This is a genomic window from Thermogemmatispora aurantia (assembly GCF_008974285.1).
In the GTDB taxonomy this organism is placed as follows: Bacteria; Chloroflexota; Ktedonobacteria; order Ktedonobacterales; family Ktedonobacteraceae; genus Thermogemmatispora; species Thermogemmatispora aurantia.
Genome location: NZ_BKZV01000004.1, coordinates 614,342 through 633,096, shown reverse-complemented (window position 1 = coordinate 633,096; position 18,755 = coordinate 614,342). Strand labels below are relative to the sequence as shown.

Genomic DNA, 18,755 nt, shown 5'->3' with positions numbered 1-18,755 from the left:
GTGTCAGCCGGTTCAACCGCTGCGGCCTGCAGAATCTCAGCCAGAGGGCACCCCCCCTTAAGGCTATGCCCACACCTTCCAGAGACAGGACCCCCACTCGCTCATACCGCAGCAACGACCAATGTCTCCAGACCAGCAACAGAAGCAGGCTATTGCCTCCAAGCACGATCGTCATGGTCTCCACCCGGAGCCATTGACCTTCTTTGACACGCTGGCCTCGTAACCGCTCTCGCTGCTTCATGCGCTCCCTCCCTGATCTCTCCTTCATAGAGCAGCTCCTGGTCAACAGGCCAGCACCATTGTGCCCCAAGCCCCTGCCTCACAGCTCCACCACAAGCAGGCCAGGGAGGCAAGCGCTCCTTGCGAATCCGGGGCCCAGAGCAGAGGAGCCTTCTCAAGGCGGATTGAACGCCTCACCCCAACGCTATATTCTCTCTCACCATCGAGCTGGGCTCTCCTTCCTGCCGCCTGCACCAGACCAGCTCCCAGATCTGCCACTTGCGCCAGCAAGACACCAGAAGGCCAGCCGCAGCAGCAGCACCTCCATCACCACCTGCCAGCCACCCCCAGGCAGCGCCAGCCCCACGCCGGCAGGCCAGAGTCCGAACCAGATCTGCCCCACCGTCATCCCCAGCACCAGCATGAAGAACACTCCCATTGCTAGCACCATCACCCAGATCCACACTCGCGACATGGCTTCCCAGAAACGCGTCCGACGTGCCAGGCCGAAACGCGTAAACCAGAGCAGTAAACGCACCCCCTGCACACCCAGCCCCACCAGCAGCGCACTCAGACTCAGTCGCCAGAGCAGCCCCTGCCCCAACCACAGCGAGCCGCCCACCCCCATGACGACCGCCAGCAGCCAGAGCACCAGCGAGGCAACACCCCTGGCTCCCCTTCTTGAAGCTCGCCACCAACGCCACCAGCGCGGCAGTACCCACCGGCTCAGGCGGGCCAGCTCCGGCCCCACCAGCCAGCTCATGCGCAGCTCCAGCACCAGCACCCCTGTCATAAACGCTCCCGCCAGCGCCTGCTCTCCCACCCATAGCCAACGGGGCTGCTGTGGCCCGGCAGGAATCAGCTTCAGCCAGCTGCCCCACAGCAACGCTCCCACTAACCACACAAAGCATGGACCGACCACCATCGAGAGCCGCTCTGTCTCTGCCTCTGTCCCCCCCTCACTCTGCCCCACCAGCCCTTCCCCACTCAGCGCCTCCTCCTGGAGCCACCACAAGAGCGCGCTCGCCAGCCCCCATGCCCCTAGGGCCACCACCCCCTCCGCCAGAAAGCAGAGCGCCAACAGCTGCTGCCAGACGACCACCCCCATGAGCGCTATGCTTGCTGCCCACAGCAGCACAGCGCCGCGCCTTGACAAGACCCGCATGATGGATGTTCCCCCTCTCAAGGACTTCCTTATACTGGTTCAGGCCAGCAGCCGCTACTTCATAGCGAGCATGAGCGCTACGATGATCCCTGTGCACATGTTCCAGAACAGCCGATCCAGCTGCTTCTGCCACACCGCCTGCACCGCCTCCTCGTGCGCTTCCACCTGGCTGAGTCGCTCGCAATGCCGCAGCAGCAGCACTTGCAGCGCCCACCCCACCAACACTCCCCACAAGACGTGGTAGAGACCAGCCACCACCTCAGCCATCACCAGTAAGCCGCTGCATATGATCAGCCAGCCCCTATAGTGCAGAAATCGCCCCTCAGCAGGGGGGCGTTCAGCCTCAGTGTTCATCGCAACCAGTCTCCTCCTTTCCTTCTCGAAGGACGTGCAAAACAGGACACAGTTTCTTCCAGCCGCGGCTCCAGGGGCTGCCCACCCAGGAGGGAAGCAGCCCCGACTGCACATAGCTCTTCTTCCGCACAGGAGCAACATCTCCTTTGGTAGCCCTTGCTCGTGTGCGTCGGTCTCCGCCGCATTTCACCCCCTCGCAGCTTAGACACGATGCTTTGGCAGATCTTTTGAAACCCTACTGATTGTGCGCCTCCTACCAATCATAAATGAAACTACAGCGGGTTCCCTGGCCTTTTTTTGATGAAGCTGTTGACTGCTGCTGGTTTGACGACGGCGGTGGATTGGGTATCACAGGCTGCCGTGTGCTGCGCAGGATCTCCGTTCCATTTGGCTGGTAGCACACTGTCGAATTGCAGGCTCCTGCCTGCTCCACATCAACCACCGGCGCCGGCGCTGGCACGCTGCTATCCCCTCCTCCGCCTGGGAGCGCGTACACATGCCCCGTCGGATCGGTCCGCGTCTCTGGGTTGCCTCCTACGGACGCAGACGGGTCCTGCCCCTGCTCGTTCCCCTGTACCGTGTCCGCCGTCAGGAGCGTGATCCGCTCAAACATCTGTGGAGCCTCCCCCTCCCAGCCATCCAGGACAACTCCACGTATCCAGCTCCCCAGCAGCACCCCCCAGGCTACACCCAGGCTACACTCCACCATGCACCCACGGGAGTCCTCCTCGATCTGGTGCTCAGCCCACAGAGCGCCAGTGGGTAGCCCACCGCCAGCGCTGCTACGCCCCACTCCAGGCCCGGCACCTTCAGCCAGTTCTCAGGAAAAGGGATGAGTCTCCCCAGCGCTCCCATCACCACGAGGGGCAGAGCTACTGCCAGAAAGAGGAACTCTGCCCAGAACACCCAAACAGCCAGCACCTTTATCAGACCTTCCCGGCGGCCTCGCCAGGGGCGTGTCAGCCGGTTCAACCGCTGCGGCCTGCAGAATCTCAGCCAGAGGGCACCCCCCCTTAAGGCTATGCCCACACCTTCCAGAGACAGGACCCCCACTCGCTCATACCGCAGCAACGACCAATGTCTCCAGACCAGCAACAGAAGCAGGCTATTGCCTCCAAGCACGATCGTCATGGTCTCCACCCGGAGCCATTGACGTTCTTTGACACGCTGGCCTCGCAACCGCTCTCGCTGCTTCATGCGCTCCCTCCCTGATCTCTCCTTCATAGAGCAGCTCCTGGTCAACAGGCCAGCACCATTGTGCCCCAAGCCCCTGCCTCACAGCCCCACCACAAGCAGGCCAGGGAGGCAAGCGCTCCTCGCGAATCCGGGGTCCAGAGCAGAGGAGCCTTCTCAAGGCGGATTGAACGCCTCATCTCAACGCTATTCTCTCTCACCATCGAGCTGGGCTCTCCTTCCTGCCGCCTGCACCAGACCAGCTCCCAGATCTGCCACTTGCGCCAGCAAGACACCAGAAGGCCAGCCGCAGCAGCAGCACCTCCATCACCACCTGCCAGCCACCTCCAGGCAGCGCCAGCCCCACGCCGGCAGGCCAGAGATTGAACCAGATCTGTATCATCGCCAGCGCGAAGAACCCTCCACTTCCCAGCACCATCACCCAGATCCCCCCTCGCGTCAGGGACCCCCAGAAACGCGCACGGCGCTCACCACACGAGAACCAGACCAGCAAACGGAACCCCAGTGCTCCCAGCCCCACCAGCAGCACGCCCAGACTCAGTTGCCAGAGCAGCCCCCGCTCCAGCCACAGCGAGCCACCCACCCCCACGACGACCGCCAGCAACCAGAGCACCAGCGAGCCAACGCTCCTGGCTCCCCTTCTTGTGGCTCGCCACCAACGCCACCAGCGCGGCAGCACCCACCGGCTCAGGCGGACCAGCTCCGGCACCAGCCGCCAGCCCATGCGCAGCTCCAGTACCAGCAGCCCTATCACAAACGCTCCCACCGGCGCCTGCTCTCCCACCCATAGCCAGCGGGGCAGATGTGGCCCGGCAGGCGGCCAGTCTCCCCACACCAACGCTCCCAGCAACCACACAAGACACGGACCTCCAACCAGCACCAGCCGCTCCGCCTCTGCCTCCCCATCTCCCCCGTCGCCCCTCTGCACCGCCCCCACTTCCTCATCTGGCGCCACCTCATACAGCCAGGCCACCAGCACTCTCGCCAGTCCCCATGCTACCAGGGCCACCACCCCCTCCGCCAGAAAGCAGAGCGGCAACAGGGGTTGCCAGGAGACCATCCCCATGAGCGCCAGGCTTGTCCACCCTAGACTGACCCCCCCCCCAGGGCCAGGGCCTTGACCCCCTCCACCAGGAAGAAGGAGAGCGGTAACGGCCACAGGGGCATCCAGAAGAACATCCCAAAGATCCATGTCCCTGGGGACAACGCAACCAGTCCCCCTATGACCATCTCCACCACCATGACCCCGATCATCAGACCCAGCTGCCCCCGCCACATTGCCAGCCTTGCCTGTCCCTGCGACTCTGCTCTCTGACCAAGGCGCTCGTAGTGCTGCAACAGGAGCAATTGCAGCACCAACGCTCCAAACACTCCCCAGAACACCCGGTAGATAGCAGCCACGAGCTGAGCCCCTATGAGTAAGGCGCTGTCCATGGAGAGCCAGCACCCATAGGATAGAGACAGTTCCTCTTTCTGAGCAGGTTCCGTCTCGCCGTTCATCGCAGCCAGTCTTCTCCTTTCCTATCCTCCAGCCCTCCTGAGCCGGAGCCGCTTTCCAATCTTGCTTGCTTGGCACCGGGCTCTCTGTCAACTGGACACCCCAGGACCGGGTATGTGCCTAGCAAGTAAGCATGCAACCCGAGCAAGCAACCTGGTGTTGCAGATACGACTATTTCTTTCCACCTCCTACTTGAAAGTCATCTTAGATTCCTAAATGTTCCTTTTTTATTTGGGTAGAAAAGCATCACTTTGTCTTCTTCCCTAATGGGGCCTTCACCACATGTTCGTATTCCACCCAGCCGATGGATCATGGCTTTGCGCATAGGGAAGATATACGTTAGAATAGTCATTTCCTAGCCTGGCAACATCCACTACGAGACTTGTAGCATACCCTGCAGCCCCACCTAATGCCAGGAGAGCTGCAACAGCTGGCCCAACATATTTCATGAATGTCACAGGCTCTCTCCTCATGATTTGGCCAATTGAATCCATAAATCGCTGGACCTGCGCTGCAGATTGTATAGACGACACCCTTTTGAGGGCACTAAAGCCTATTTTCAGAGTCACTAGGGCTGCCAAGTCAAGCCCTATCTTGAGGACGTCGACTACGAGGTCAAGACCAGGATCATGCTCAGCAAAGCTATCCATTATTCCTTGAAGACCATCTATCACTGATCGGATCAAGAACGCTCCTGCACTCAACGCAAAGTTCGCTAAAAATGTCGCAACTCCACCTGTTGTAGCCTGGGCTCCCACCAATGTAGTTATAAGCACTCCTAATCCAGCAAGGGAACCCAGTGTCTCAGCTGCAGCTCCAGCAAATGACCACCAATTCTGCACCCCTCCGCACACCAGGAGACACCATGGCTTCTTTCGGGGATGGGGATTTTGCTTCGAGCCGGGCTGCTGACCCTTTCCCGACTGTGATGGTCCAGTGTGAGGTGGTGTCACCACAGGCTGCCGTGTGCTGCGCAGAATCTCCGTTCCATTCGGCTGGTAGCACACTGTCGAATTGCAGGCTCCTGCCTGCTCCACGTCAACCACCGGCGCCGGCGCTGACCCAGTGTCATCCAGAGGATCTGCAATAGGCACGTACCTGTGTCCCGTCGGATCGGTCCGCGTCTCTGGGCTGCCTCCCACGTACGCATACGGGTCCTGCCCCTGCCTTGCGCGTTCGCTTTTCTCACATTGCCAGTACCGGAAGTATCCATCCCTTCACCACAGGCAATGGCAGCTCCACCTTCCATTTCGCCTGCCCGCTGTACTTATCTAGCACATTCAGCATAAATTGATCCTTTTCATCCCTTTGCATAGTCATCACATAAACATCTCTTTCACCTATCACCAGCCGGGAGGGAACCAACCCTCCCACACTCCCCTCTACCACCCTCCTTTGCCAGAGCACTCGCCCGCTTTGCCCATCTAGCGCCTCCACCCCCCCTTGTCCATCCACCAGATACAACACCTGCCCCTCCATCAGTCCTTGCAGCGGTGCCGCGAATCGATCGAACTCTCCCGCCAGCTCGACCGACCAGCTTACCTGTCCATCCTCCAGCCGCAGCCCACTCACCTGTATCTTCCCCTCCTGCTTCCCTTCTTTCGCCACATACAGCCTGCCCTGTCCCACCCCAATCAGCTGGTAGTCCCCCCATTGCGAGCTGTTCACCTGCCAGAGCTGCCGCCCATCGCTAGCACGCATTCCAATGATCTCATCGTTCACATCCAGGCAGAGAACTCCTTCCCCTAGCAGCAGGGCCTGCGGCACCCGCAACGGATACGTCTCGGCTCTCCCCTCCGGAATGCTCCGGGTCCACCGCGGTTTCCCTGTGCTCACATCCAGCGCCACCACAGTCGAGGCCCTTCCCTCCACCGTCCCCAGATCATCCCCCACTACATAGACCACCTTCTCCCCTACCACTGGCGCCAGATGGACGAGCGTTGTGGTCCGGTCAGCTCGCTTCTGCGGCAGCCGATAGCTCCACCGCTCCTGCCCATCACTCAGCTTCAGCGCCTTCACTTCTGACAAACCCACCCCATAGACCTGCCCGGCTCCCTCATCCACCGCCGGCTCCATCCAGAACTCTGAACCCGCCTCCATCTCTACCCCCCAGCGCACCGCCCCGTTTTGCGCATCCAGCCCCAGCAGATAGCCATACTGTATGCCCGCGAACAGCTCTTGCCCGACATGCCTGATGGCGCCGAACCCCATTAACGGGTTTTGCTGGGAGGGTCCCCTCCACTGCAGCACCCGGCACCAGCGTGGGAATCCACTGTCGGCATCCAGTGCATAGAGCCAGGTCCCTCCCCCTACATAGAGCGTTGCCACCTCACTCCTGGCAAGAGGCCCAGCCAGTCCGGTGACGTGCACCTGCAGCTGGGCCGCAGCACAGGGAGCCGTTTCTAACGGCACGGTCGCCATCCCCTGCTGGCAGCCCAGCAGGCTCACTACCAGCAATATTGCACATACCAGTAGTTTTCCCAAAGCATGCTTGCATTCCTGCCGCTTTCCACGCATCGGATGCTCCTTAGCGAGATACCGCGTACAGCGTAAATTCAGCCTGTTCAATGGTTCCATAATCAAGTTCCGTTCCTACCTGAATGCGAAACGGAACGTGCCCCCAACCTGGAGCATACTCATACCGGTAAACAGGCACGGTCGCATAGGTATCCGTTTCATACAGGACAAAGATCATGTTGTCAGCATCTGGCCGCTGCAGCTGCGGGAAGAAGACAGTATCATACCAGATATTGAAGAACTCTTGGACCTCCTCTTTCGAATTGAACTGGACCGCCTCTCCCCCCATTTGAGAAGCAATTGTGGCTATCGCCCCAGCTGCTCCCACCAAAAAAGCGACTGTCCCGTTTGCCATGATCAAGCCCGCCATACTGAGCGCTACTCCTCCTAGAAGCGAGGGCCAATTGACCTGTGCACGCATATCATCAATTCGGGCAAAAAACCAGTTACGGAGCATATCCACCAAACGATGGAACCATACATCCTCCAAACCTTTCTTTCCGATGGCTATTAGACTGTCTCCTGTACTGCTCAGGCCGCTTTGACGCATGTAGGAGGTGCCAGGATTGCGCATGGGTCCGTGACAGACAGAGAGTTCTCCACATGGGTTGGGCCGCAGGTTTGGACGCGTCGGCTTCGAGGGGTTCGAGTGCCTGGGCATAGTCTTAGTGATAGGCTCCTTATCTACAAGCGGGTCATACGTAGAAATCGTCATTGTTCGGCCTCCATCCGAGGAGAAGATCCGCCCAATCGGGCCACTGTTATCCAGTGTCGTATAATAGTGTCCCGTCGGATCGGTCCGCGTCTCTGGGTTGCCTCCCACGTACGCATACGGGTCCTGCCCCTGCTCGTTCCCCTGCACCGTGTCCGCCGTCAGGAACTGCCCCACCACTGGATCGTAATAGCGGGCTACATCATAGTCCAGCCCCGTTACCGTGTCCGCCCGCTGCCCCGCGTAGCCCAGGCTCGTCGGCAGGCTCCCCGTCGTGTACCGCTGGTTCCCATACGGCCCGTACAACTGCGTTCCTGCTACGTTTCCTCCACTATCCAGGGCGACCACCAGACTCCCCAGCACGTCATAGCCAAAGTAGTAGTAGCTCCCATTGACCCCCTCGGCCACCGGCGCCCCCCCCAGCGAGTAATACGTCAATGTCTGCGTCCCACCCGCACTCTGCTGGATCTCCTCCAGTTGCCCCAGATAGATGGTCGTCGTCGTGCTCCCTCCCACCGTCGCCTGCTCCACCACGCGGTTCCCCTCCCCATCGTAGAGGTAATCCACTGAGGAGCTGGGCGCTGTCGGCATATTCTGCCAATGCACCAGCCTCCCCCCTGCGTCATAGCTCAGCTGCTGCCCAGTGGGAGTGCTGCCGCCGCAGGTCACCGAGCTGTTGGGCGCCCGGCAAATCATGTTCCCTGCTGCATCATAGCTGGCACTGAAGCCACTGCTTGTACTCGTGACCGCATGCGGATGCGCACTATCCCCATAGGTGTAGCTGCCCGCCGGCCCAGTCGTCAGGCGCCCCTCCGCATCGTAGCTATAGCCCTGCTGGTACTGCGCCGCTGTCAGCGTTCCCGCGTTCAGCGTGCTCCCACAAGGCGGCGTCCCACTCGCCCCCGCCCACGTCAGCCGATTGAGGGCATCATAGCAGAAAGCCTGTACGTCCGTATCTCCCGTCGGCAGAGTTGTAGTAGCCGCTACCACGTTGTTGGCCGCATCGTATTGCGGCTGTTCTTGATAGAGCACCGCCCCACTGCTCTGATTCTTGTAGACCAGGCTGGTCACCCGCAGCCCCGCATCAAAGCTACGCGTGAAGCTATAGCGGCTGTTCCCCAGGAGCATGGCCGTGGCTTCCCCCGCCGCGCCAGCGTTCCCCTGGTACTGGATGGCCGAAGCCAGCACCGTGGTGGTGGTATTCTGAGTGGTGGTCAGACCGATCAGCCAGCCATTGGTGTCATAGCCTGGTGTGACGACTTCCCCATCAGGATAGGTCTGGCTGGTGAGCTGGCCGGCATCGTTGTAGCTGGCCTGCACCGTGTAGCTGGCGCCATTGACGGTGATGGTCTCGGCAATCTGCCGCCCACGTGCATCATAGGTGTAGCTGTAGGAGCCGCTGAGATTGGCCGGACCGCTGAATTGCTCGCCAGTCACGCGACCCACGCCCATGTTTCCATTGGCGGTGCTGTCGTAGGTGTAGGTGACCCAGGCGCCGGTGGGGGTGTTGCTGCTGTTACGCCACAACAGCCGGTTGAGACCGTCGTAGCCATAGTAGACGGTGCCCGCTGCGCCGCGTGCATCCACCGTCTGGATGACGTTGCCGTTGGGATCATAGCTGGCCGTGCTGGTGCCGCGATCCGGGTCCTGCTGCTGGATGGCCCGCCCCAGATCATCGTAGGTGATGGTGGCCAGGCTGCCATCGGGCGAGCGCGTGGCGAGCAGTTGACCAGCACTGTCGTAGGTGTAGGCCGTGGTACCATAGAGGGTGTAGGGATGCGAGCTATCGCCCGTGTATTGCTGCTGATAGTTCTCCTTCCCCAAAGCCCCGACCAGGCTGGCGCTCCTGTGCCCGTTGGCATCGGTCACTGCTGTCTGCTCATAGCAGCCGCTGTCGCTGGTCCCCTGGACACCGCAGACGACGCTGTAGGCCGTTTGCGTGGTGAACGAATTGGGATCGGTGACGCTCAGTACACGATCCAGACCATCATAGGTCGTCGTGGTACCTGGCTGCGTGGTGTCGGGCAGCGAGTAGGCCGCTGGCCCCGGCGGACCACTGTAGGCCGGGACAAAGTAGGGATCGCTCTTGAAGAAGAGGCGTCCCGAGCTGTCGTAGAAGGCGTAGATGATCACATCCTGCCCAGCTGGGCCAGGGGTGCGTGTCTCCACCAGACGCCCTTCACCGTCGTAGAAGGCCCGCGAGATGGTCGTGGTGGTGCTGTTGAGGCGATCGATCTCGTCGATCTCCAGGCAGGGACCCTGGGCCGCAGTACCGCTGCACCAGTCGCTGTAGAGCCACTGCTGAGTCTGCAAGCCGCTACTCTCGCCCGGCAGTACCTGAGCAGTCATGCGCCCCAGGAAGTCATAGCTGTAGCTGGTCGTCTGGTTGTTGACGTCCGTCGTACTCTGTGGCCAGGTACCGTAGCCGAAGGTGGCCCCAGTGTTCGCGTAGCTGGTACGGCTGACCTGGTTAAGAGCGTTGGCGCTGGCGATCGGGTAGACCGCAAAAGTACTGTCGTAGGTGGTGCAGCTTGTATACTGGCTGCTGCCGACCGTGCAGCCGACATGTCCGCCGATGCCAGCGTTCGCATCAGCATCGGTGCTGGCGACGACGTTCCCATAGGCATCGTAGACGGTCGTCGTGGCGCTCTTGCCCGTGGGAGTGTAGTTGTTGGATGGACTGCCACAATCAGCGTAGGCATCCTTCTCGGTAGCCTCGCCCAGCGTCAGGGCGCTGGTCTGGCCGGTGGCGTAGCCCTGACCATCGTAGCTGGTATACTGGCAGCTCAGGCGATTGCCGGAGCCGTCTTCGACGGTGCTCAGCGCCACAAAGTCGATGAGGTAGGTGCCACTGGCGCTACTCTGAGTTGCCTGCACGGCATCGTCCCAGACGTAGCTGTAGTTCTTGATGACCTGGGCCGGCGTGCCGCCGTTGCCAGTGGTGACCTCCTGGGTTACCCGATCATAATTGTCGTAGCTCCAGCTCGTGGTCGTGACAACGCTGTTGCTGGAACCGTCGAAGACCTGCACTTTCTGCTGCGTCTTGCGAATGTCGCACACAGCCACTGGATTGTTATGGTCGAGGGCACTGACGAGCTTGCCATCCCAGGTACCGTATTGCGATGAGGCCGGCGTGCCTGCCACGCCAGGCGGCGGACAGATGGCCTGATAGCTGGTGTCGACCTCCTTGAGCAGCGTGCTGCCGTCGGTATCGTAGTAGAGAGCCTGATACTCCTGGCCGTGGGCCGCATTGGCCAGGTCCCACCAGGGATCATTGTGGCAGGGGGCAGCAGTAAAGCAGGTCACCTGCGAGGTATCATAGATACCCCAGCCCTCGCCGGCGTAGTATTTGTGAACCTCGAGCGAGCCATCGGGCGGCGAGACCGTGACCTGGGCGAAGCCCATGAAGATCCCATTGTAATAGCTGAGATAGTCAACGTCGTTCTGGTTGCCCCAGTACATGCCGGCGACACAATCGCTACACTCCTGGGCCGGCAGCGGATAGGTCAGCTGATAGCTATAAGCTGTGGTCTCGGTGACGGGCGTACTGCTCTGTGCGCCACCCTGGCCGTTCTGGCTCAGCCGCAGGGTGGTGGTGCTTGCCTGCGTCAACACAGCGCGGCTCCAGCCGCTGTCGTCGGCCTCGTTGCAGGGGTAGCCATTCATATGGCTGTTGCAGTAGAAAGGATTGGCGTTGTTGCTGCCCCCGCCGGGCACGCCGTGGCTATTGTTGTGGGCGATCGACCAGGTGAAGGTTTGGGAGAGACCCTGCCCATTGCTAATACTACTCAGGAAGCGACTATTACCGGCATAGCTCTGGCTCCAGAGGAGACAGCCGCTGCCGTTGCCTGTGTTCCAGGAGGGGCCACAGTTGGTCGAGGGCGTGGGATGATAGAAGGAATCAACGTAGGTGTTGGTGAGCGTGGTATAGCCAAAGACCACCTGCGGCAAGGCCGCGCTGTCAGTATGGAAGGTCTCCTGACGGGTGCCGGCCTCCGGTCCGCTCAGCGAGCAGCAGAACCCGCCAACGTTGGCGATGCCGCCGCCGCCGGAGCTGTCAACGGTGTTGGTCCAGGTCGGCTGCGGCGAGCCACTCTCGAAGTCGCTGCTGAAGAGCGGGGTGCTGCTGCCCGGATTGCTGATGACAATATCATCGATATAGCCGCGATAACCGCCGGTGTTGGCAGGCTGGTCATAACCAACGTCGATCCGGTTAATGGTTTTGCCGTTCTTGACAGCGCCGATGTTGGAGATGACCAGGTTCCATTGATCGAGCTTGAGGTGGCCGCACTGCTGAGCCGGATGCAGCTTGACGCCGTTTTGATCAACGGCGCCGGAGTCGCGCAGATCGGAGCCATCGCTGAAGATCATGTCGATGGCGACACAGGTGCTGTTGCTCCCACTGACACCGCTCTGGACAGCGCTACTTTCGGGATAGACCCAGTAGGAGAGGGTTGTGTTGGGACCAACGACGATGTTGCGGCTGCTGAGGTCAAAGACCTTCATGTATGCATATGATTGGCTGGTGCTGTTGTCCATGCCAGAGTACATGAGGGCCGTGGCCCCGGTGCTGCCGACCTCCTGGAGGCGCGTGAGATCGAACATGCCGGCTACGGAGCGCTGCAGGCCGCTAGCGGGATCGGTGATCGTGGTGGGACCGGACTGCTCGTAGCTGAGGTTGTAAGTGCGCAGAGTGTTCCAGCTGGCACTGCCGCTGCTGCGCACCTGGACCTGGATGCTGTTAAGGGCAAAGGTGTTCTGGATGATGGGCGCAGGCATGCCGCCACTGCTGCTCAGATCAAGCGGATCATCGCAGCGCATATTGGTGCCGGTGTTGCAGCTGCCCCAGCTGCCGCCGTTGGTGAAGAGCGCAGGGCTGTGGCTGGCGTTGAAGACGATCTGGACCAGCGGCTGCCAGGCGCTGCCCGTGCACATGGTCTGCGCATTATGGCAGGTAGGCGAGTCATAGCTGACGGTCGCCAGCTCCACATCGCGCGGATAGGTGTAGGTCTTGCCGGTGACCGGGCTGGTCCAGGAGGCCATATCACGCTGGTAGGTCACATGGATCTGGTTGCCCTGGGGGTCCGTAATGAGGTCCAGATACCAGGCGTTGACAACGGCCCCTATACCGGCCTCGTAGTAGTACTGCAGCGAGTCGGCGGTACAGCCATACTCCTCCATGATGCCGTTGGGATGCCAGACGCGGAAGCAGGGCGGATGCGTCGGCTGGCCAATGTCGATAGGGCCAACGTAGGCATAGATTTTGTCATGGGTCTCATCAGCCGTATGCCAGAGGATGGGACAGGGGTAGGCGTTGGGGTTGCCCGTGGCACAGTAGTAGTTGGCGGTATCATCGTAGTAGGTTGAAACGTTGATATTGGGCGGGATAAGCTGCGAGCTGGTGCCATAGGCGTCGTTAAGATACCAGACGTTTTCCCAGTTGGCGGTACAGTTGTTCTTGCAGCCGGCCAGGACGTTGTGCTCGGCCCAGGTGATGGCTCCCAGCGAGAGGTTCCAGCCCTCACCCACCCAGCTGGCAGCAGCACTGGCGTTGTGCTGCTCGTTGACGGCCTCGCTGCTGTAGACGAGCTGCAGCGGAGGCGTGAGGTCGCCCGGCCCCGCAGGGATGTCGATGGGCTGCGTATAGCTGAGCGCACCCGCCGAGAGCGAGACGGAGGCCGGGTCAGGTTTGCCAAAGGTGGCAATGGGCGAATCGCTGTCCCAGCTCATGGAGGTGCTGGGGGTATCCAGTGGGACAGTGGCACTCAGGACGTGCGCGCTGGGATCAAGCGCGGTCGCCCTGGCAGTCTGGACTCCCAGGGTGCTGACAACTGTGCTGCCCGTCGCGGGAGCCACTACTCCCTGGATACGCAGGGCGTCATCGGCGACCCCGCCATTGAGGAGGAGATAGGCATGTTCCAGGTGGAGAGCCTGCTCTTTGGGCAGGAGATGATAACGAACCAGCACCGGCTGGCGCAGCCCATGATTGAGCAGCCGGCCGTGGGCGTCAACGAGCTGGAGCAGGTAGGCACCCAGCGAAAACTGGCCACTGCCCCCGGCGTTGGAACCGGAAGGCGGCGCAATCTGGGTGACGCGCAGGGAGATGGAGCCACCAGCCTGGTTGAGGTCCTGAGCGCTGATGGCCCCCGCTGGGATCTGGACCTCGAAGCGGCCATCGCTGCCACGAAAGCTGCTCGCTGTGGTAGCGCTCAGTGTAATGCTCCCTGGCTGCATAGGCATGCGCAGGCTGCGCTTCATCTGCTGCGGCGCCCCAACGGGAGCGTTGCCGGGCGGAGCCGGAGCAACGACGCGCGGATGGGAGGCGGCACCACTCCCTGGATTCACGCGATGAGGACGCGATGGCGCCCCATGCGGCACACTGGCAGCAGCGTGGGCCAGGGGGACAGCGCTCCAGTCGACGAGCGTCTGGCTGAGCAGGACAAGCACAAGCATGAGGGCATAGACAATGCTCCGCAGGCTGAGACGCCTCCGTACGGTCAGGCTCTCTGCAGGTCGTGATTGCTCCACAGGCTCTCTCCTTCCTCGTGCGCTCTGCGCTGGCTCCGAACGGAGCGAAAGGGGAAGAGACCAGACAGGACCACTGATCCCTCAGCAGCGCAAAAAGAGCTACTCTGTCGTTCTACCGAAGACAGGAGAAGCCCCCACAATGGTATACTGAAGCTATGCGGAGGCTCCTCCGCAGGCGGTGTTCTCCCTGGCGGGTCGCAACGCTTCTGAGAGAACACCGCTTCCTCCTTTGTCGCATCTACCACACGGGTAGGCTATTCCTCTGGATTGGCGGTCTCCCCTATCCCTGGCTCCGGACGCAAGCACATGCGAGGGACAAAACAAGCTGACGTCTCGGGAAGCAGGGGAGAAAAGCAGCGCGTGGAAAAGGATCTGCCTGCACCTGGGCTACGCTGGCAACCAGGACCTCTCCTTGAAAGAGGCAAGCAGGCCGTCAGTAATTGCTCCTTCCTGTTAGCCTTTCTCGACAGCAGCAAGCGACAAGAGCTGTAGCATCTGAGAAGGGGAATGACCAAGGTGGGGGTCAGGCTTCAGGAATGATTGGCATTCAAGTACTAGGAAAATAAAGGACCTTTGCAAACAACGTCGTCCTGCCTGACACCGACAGCCTCAACGCAGTTCGCATGGAGAAAGCTACTACAGGTGCAGCACTGCGTCCATGCCTCCTGTTATGATCACTCTCCCTTAAAAGGTTCCTGCTGACTGAGAGTATAACAGGAATAGCTCTGCCTGTCAAGTGTAATCGATTTTCCTCTGAATTGAGAGGAAGAGAAGAGGAAAGCAGGCACGGTAAGCCGGGACGACGTAACGCTCAGATGCCCTTCTTCTCTTCTCTCCAGGGTGCTCTCTGAAAGGAGCGCAGGAAAGATACGGGGGAATTTCCTGCGCATCTATGGCGTACCCTCTTTGGAGAGGAGCTTATTATCGCCTGGTTGCTTTTGTGGTGCGTAAAGAGGTGAGAAGGGCAAGGAGCCCGCCCACGCGCAAAGTGACCTGGCGTCAGCTTGATGAGAGCATACGCACCCCGCCCCGACAGTCAGCTGCAGCTGACGGTGACGAGGTGAGTCTGTCCCCTTCGCCGACGCTCGCTCTGCCTGAACAGCGCGGCTGTCTCACTGAAGCGGAGGTCGGTAGAGGCTGGCGGCCAGAGAAGAGATCCTGGCTGGAGGCATCCTGGCGCATCAGGGCATCATCCGCTAGCAGATCCATCAGCGCTGTCAGCATCTCCATCACTTCCCGAGGCCAGTCCAGCGAGAAAACGCCGCGGCCTTATTATCGTACGGGCAGAGCGACGCAAGGCGACGCAACCCAGCAGACGAGGCCAGACCGTAGGGTCCTGACCAACGCTGGTCAGCCTGAGCTGCCTGTAGAATCGGTAGTGACCGCTGTTGACAACCAGGCATAGCTGTTATACCATTACCATTGGTGCGTGGAGCACCTCCTACTGCTTGCCACGCTCCCAAAAAAAGGAGATCTGCCACCTATGAGTCCGCGTGAGAAAGCGCTGTATCATCAGATCCACCCGCTGAAACTTCTGACAGATATCAGCGCCGAGATCATCTCTATCTACTACTGCTGGCAGCGGCGTCTGCTGAGCGGCCTGCTGATCGCCATACTGCCACCGATCGTGGCCTCTTTCCTGATCATGCGCCTGGTCGACCTGGAACCGTATCGACGCTCTGCAGCAGGGGCCTACCTGAAACGCCATATGACGCCGACAGTGGTCGCCATGCGCATGCTCGGCACCTGCGTGACGCACCTGGGAGCCTGGCTCCGCTGGCCAACGCTAATGGGTTCGGGCTACGGTCTCATCCTGTTCGCCTGGTTCCACGGCTTGCTGCCGGTGCCGGGGCGAAGCAAAGGCGACATAGCCCGGCAGGATAGAGCCGGGACGACATAGCGCGGGGACGCAATCAAGCACGCTCCAGATCTGGGGGGACGGTATAGCGCGCGTAATTCTGCCTTGAGCACCTTACCCATAGCGTTGCGCAGCAGCGTTTCCACACAAACCACGTGCCGTGGAATCTGACAGCATGCCAGCTTGTCCGCACAAAAAGTCAGCACCTCCTCAGCGCTCAACGCACCGGGCAGGCGCGGTACCACCACAGCCATTCCTACCTCACCCCAGCGCTCATCAGGCAGCGCAATCACCGCGCCTCGGGAATCCCCGGATGCAGCAGCAAAACCTGCTCTATCTCGACATGTGCTTGATCGGGTTGCCAGACTGTTCCAGCAATGGCCAGAAGAGCGCCGTCGAGGCTTTCCGAATATTCATCTCATCAGCAGGACCGTTATACGTGCTGGCCCCCCAGGGCAGTCCAGGCAGAAATCTTCCCGCTGCTCTTCGAATGCACCAACAAAGGCAGCAGACGGGCTGTCCTCTACCATACCCTTGGAGAAGTCAGTCAGCGGAACGCGGGGCTGCGCTGTCACCACTGTAAAGGGCGCTTGATTCAGCCCACTCAGCCGAAGGCGTCGAATAGGGCCAGCCTCAGCTCGGGAGAACGCGCAGAGACAGGCTCCCGCGTGCTGCTGCGCCAGCGCCTCTCCTAGTTGTCTCCACAGCGGTGCCTGCAGCCCGTGATCCTGGTATGCACGGATCGCTTCTGCTCTCTCCGTGAAGCGCCGAGTCCTCTATCAGCAGATCCTTGAGTCTCCTCACAAACGCCACCTCCTCGCAGTGCTTCCCGAGGAGCATGGCTTGCGCTATCTCTTAAGGAGCCTGTATCCGTGCGCGGGCCGTTGCCAGCTCCGTCTGAGCCCTCGCTCGCCAGAAGCAAGCGGCGATCGCCTGCTGGCTCACTTCCTCCACTGCACGCCAGACTCGCTCCGTTTCCTCAGTGCGCTGAGTGAGCGCGAGTGCTTCCACCAGATCAACCAGTGCTCTCGCCCGCCTGAAGCTGGTCTCACCAGCCAGACCATCCCCTCCGCCTCCTACCAGATCTTTCTCGCCTCTTCAGGGTACGGCCGCTGATGACCAGAGGGAGCAGGGTCCCATCCTCACGTCAAGATCCAGAGGAGGTCCAGCCCCTTCTGAGGTCGTTCCTTGCAATACATCAGGCTCAAGGCTGTGCGTGCTGTGTGTGCACAGCCTCGCGAACAGCGAGGAGCGGCATGCTTCATGACCAGGAAGATCTGCATGCAGGGCCTTCTATTGCAGAGTTCCAGTCTGACGGCAACGCTGACGCTGCTACAGCAGGGGCCAGGCATCCTACTGCCTCCGCCGCTGCTGGAAAGCCCCTTGCTGGCAGCCCCCGTTGGCAGCCTGGCCGCGGGCCGGGTGTGCGGGCGAGTGGGCCGTGCTCCTGGTCAGCCAGCAACCGCTAGCCGACTGGCAGCGGAGGCCAAGCTGAGCAGGCACTTCACACATGGCCTCTGCTCCGATAACTGGCCTACTCTGTCAACGGTGAGCTAGTCCGCTGCATCCAGAGTCTCGTCACGGCCAGCACCCAGACCGTCTGGTGGAGGCGATGCGGCAGGTGGTCCTGCGGATAGAGGTGCCGCGAGAGACTGAGGCGGCGTGGACCCAGTCCGCATCTACCCCTGGGCTGGCGGCGCTAGAGTTGCTGACTCGGGCGTTCGGCATCCGACTGCCCGCTGCAGCGGTCGAAGATCCTCTGCTGACGGTCCACGTGCCGCCCGCGCAGGGTTGAGAGAGCGGACCGGTGTGACGAGCAGGCAGGAGCATGGCTCTGGAAAGCTGCTAGCCTGCAGGACCCCAAGGAGCTAGTGCGTCGGCCAGAGCAGGGGAGTCGCCGACGGGCCAGCCTGAGGCAGGGGGTCACGCCAGGAGCTGAGCAGAGTACGGGAGGGAAGGAAGGAAGGTGAGCAGGGAAGCCACGAATTCGTTGTTGGAAGATGGCTGCTCAGCCCCTGGCTGCAGGAGGAGGGAAGATGGCTAGCAGTACAAGAGATCCTCCCAGGGGGGGTGATGGCATCTGTCAGGTGAGCGCCAGGGAAGGGAGCCGGCTTGCTGTCTGGCTCAGCGAGAGCAGGCGCACCCACGAACGGAGTGTCGCAACACTGCCTGTCATCAGGCCCGGCTGGGAGCTGCTGGAAAGATTACGCCGAGAGAGAGGCGCTGCCGCCGAGAGGAGCTGCTCCGCCGAGTGCCTTCCTCCCAGAGGAACAGCAGGGTCAGATCCTGGCTGCAGGGTCTCCGGGAGAAGAGTCTGAGCGCCTCAGCACTGCCGCTTGACCCAGCGAGTGAGATCCAGTATACTGTAGCATGAGTCGATCTTGACGAGCAGCAGCCAAACACCAGCTTGTCTGGCAACGGATGAGGCCTTCCTGTGAAAACACAACAGCTCCCCACGCGTGAGGACATCGCCCATCGGCTGGCGCGTCTCGCTGGTCATGCGCAGAGTCTCAAGCGCCTCTGGGAAGAAGAACGAGATTACCAGCAGATGCTGATTCAGATCGCAGCCGTCCGTTCTGGCTTGGATCAGGTGGCTCGCGCTATCCTCGAGCAGTACCTGCATGAGCGCATTCAAGAGGCCGTAGCTCAAGGGGATGCCTCCCTGGCGACGCAGGACCTCCATGAGGCGCTTGATCGGCTCCTACTCTAG

General features: G+C 60.9%; 15 protein-coding genes. 4 read left to right on the top strand and 11 right to left on the bottom strand.

What is annotated here, in order from left to right; all coding sequences use genetic code 11:
* The 10 genes from KTAU_RS22030 to KTAU_RS15010 all read right to left on the bottom strand — a co-directional run.
* The coding region (locus KTAU_RS22030; protein WP_228026478.1) for a hypothetical protein at window positions 1–268 on the bottom strand (268 nt) is incomplete at its 3' end.
* Window positions 269–436: 168 nt separating this feature from the next.
* Window positions 437–1,384 carry a hypothetical protein gene (locus tag KTAU_RS15050; RefSeq protein WP_151729140.1) on the bottom strand — a complete coding sequence of 316 codons (948 nt, stop codon included), beginning with the start codon at window positions 1,382–1,384 and terminating at the stop codon, window positions 437–439.
* A gap of 54 nt (window positions 1,385–1,438) precedes the next feature.
* The gene (locus KTAU_RS15045; RefSeq protein ID WP_151729139.1) at window positions 1,439–1,738 is read right to left on the bottom strand and encodes a hypothetical protein; all 300 of its coding nucleotides are present in this window, start codon (window positions 1,736–1,738) and stop codon (window positions 1,439–1,441) included.
* Window positions 1,739–1,991: 253 nt separating this feature from the next.
* Window positions 1,992–2,447 carry a hypothetical protein gene (locus KTAU_RS15040; protein ID WP_151729138.1) on the bottom strand — a complete coding sequence of 152 codons (456 nt, stop codon included), beginning with the start codon at window positions 2,445–2,447 and terminating at the stop codon, window positions 1,992–1,994.
* Entirely contained in the window at window positions 2,423–2,962 is a 540-nt protein-coding gene (locus KTAU_RS15035; RefSeq protein ID WP_151729137.1) for a hypothetical protein, read from the bottom strand. The genes KTAU_RS15040 and KTAU_RS15035 overlap by 25 nt, the downstream gene beginning before the upstream one ends.
* Before the next feature lie 166 nt (window positions 2,963–3,128).
* The gene (locus KTAU_RS15030; RefSeq protein ID WP_151729136.1) at window positions 3,129–3,998 is read right to left on the bottom strand and encodes a hypothetical protein; all 870 of its coding nucleotides are present in this window, start codon (window positions 3,996–3,998) and stop codon (window positions 3,129–3,131) included.
* A gap of 20 nt (window positions 3,999–4,018) precedes the next feature.
* On the bottom strand, window positions 4,019–4,432 hold the full coding sequence (locus KTAU_RS15025; protein ID WP_151729135.1) for a hypothetical protein: 414 nt from the start codon (window positions 4,430–4,432) through the stop codon (window positions 4,019–4,021).
* A 273-nt stretch (window positions 4,433–4,705) separates the two neighbouring features.
* Window positions 4,706–5,272 (bottom strand): hypothetical protein, encoded by a 567-nt coding sequence (locus KTAU_RS15020; protein WP_151729134.1) that lies wholly within the window; start codon window positions 5,270–5,272, stop codon window positions 4,706–4,708.
* A gap of 343 nt (window positions 5,273–5,615) precedes the next feature.
* Window positions 5,616–6,947: an outer membrane protein assembly factor BamB family protein gene (locus KTAU_RS15015; protein WP_170293326.1), complete on the bottom strand. Its 1,332-nt coding sequence runs from the start codon at window positions 6,945–6,947 to the stop codon at window positions 5,616–5,618.
* A 10-nt stretch (window positions 6,948–6,957) separates the two neighbouring features.
* Window positions 6,958–14,187: an RHS repeat domain-containing protein gene (locus KTAU_RS15010; RefSeq protein ID WP_151729132.1), complete on the bottom strand. Its 7,230-nt coding sequence runs from the start codon at window positions 14,185–14,187 to the stop codon at window positions 6,958–6,960.
* A gap of 1,483 nt (window positions 14,188–15,670) precedes the next feature.
* Here KTAU_RS15010 and KTAU_RS15005 point away from each other — a divergent pair.
* Window positions 15,671–16,087, top strand: a complete 417-nt coding sequence (locus KTAU_RS15005; protein WP_151729131.1) for a hypothetical protein — start codon at window positions 15,671–15,673, stop codon at window positions 16,085–16,087.
* Here the strand turns inward: KTAU_RS15005 and KTAU_RS22455 are convergent.
* Window positions 15,988–16,338 carry an AMP-binding enzyme gene (locus KTAU_RS22455; RefSeq protein ID WP_151729130.1) on the bottom strand — a complete coding sequence of 117 codons (351 nt, stop codon included), beginning with the start codon at window positions 16,336–16,338 and terminating at the stop codon, window positions 15,988–15,990. The two genes, KTAU_RS15005 and KTAU_RS22455, sit on opposite strands and share 100 nt — an antisense overlap.
* 970 nt (window positions 16,339–17,308) lie before the next feature.
* On the opposite strand from KTAU_RS22455, the gene KTAU_RS14995 reads away from it, so the two are divergent.
* The 3 genes from KTAU_RS14995 (at window position 17,309) to KTAU_RS14990 (ending at window position 18,755) form a co-directional block, all read left to right on the top strand.
* Entirely contained in the window at window positions 17,309–17,602 is a 294-nt protein-coding gene (locus KTAU_RS14995) for a hypothetical protein (protein WP_151729129.1), read from the top strand.
* Window positions 17,603–17,606: 4 nt separating this feature from the next.
* Window positions 17,607–17,840, top strand: coding sequence for a hypothetical protein (locus KTAU_RS22450; protein WP_371875101.1), 234 nt, complete (start codon window positions 17,607–17,609; stop codon window positions 17,838–17,840).
* A 639-nt stretch (window positions 17,841–18,479) separates the two neighbouring features.
* The gene (locus KTAU_RS14990; RefSeq protein ID WP_151729128.1) at window positions 18,480–18,755 is read left to right on the top strand and encodes a metal-sensing transcriptional repressor; all 276 of its coding nucleotides are present in this window, start codon (window positions 18,480–18,482) and stop codon (window positions 18,753–18,755) included.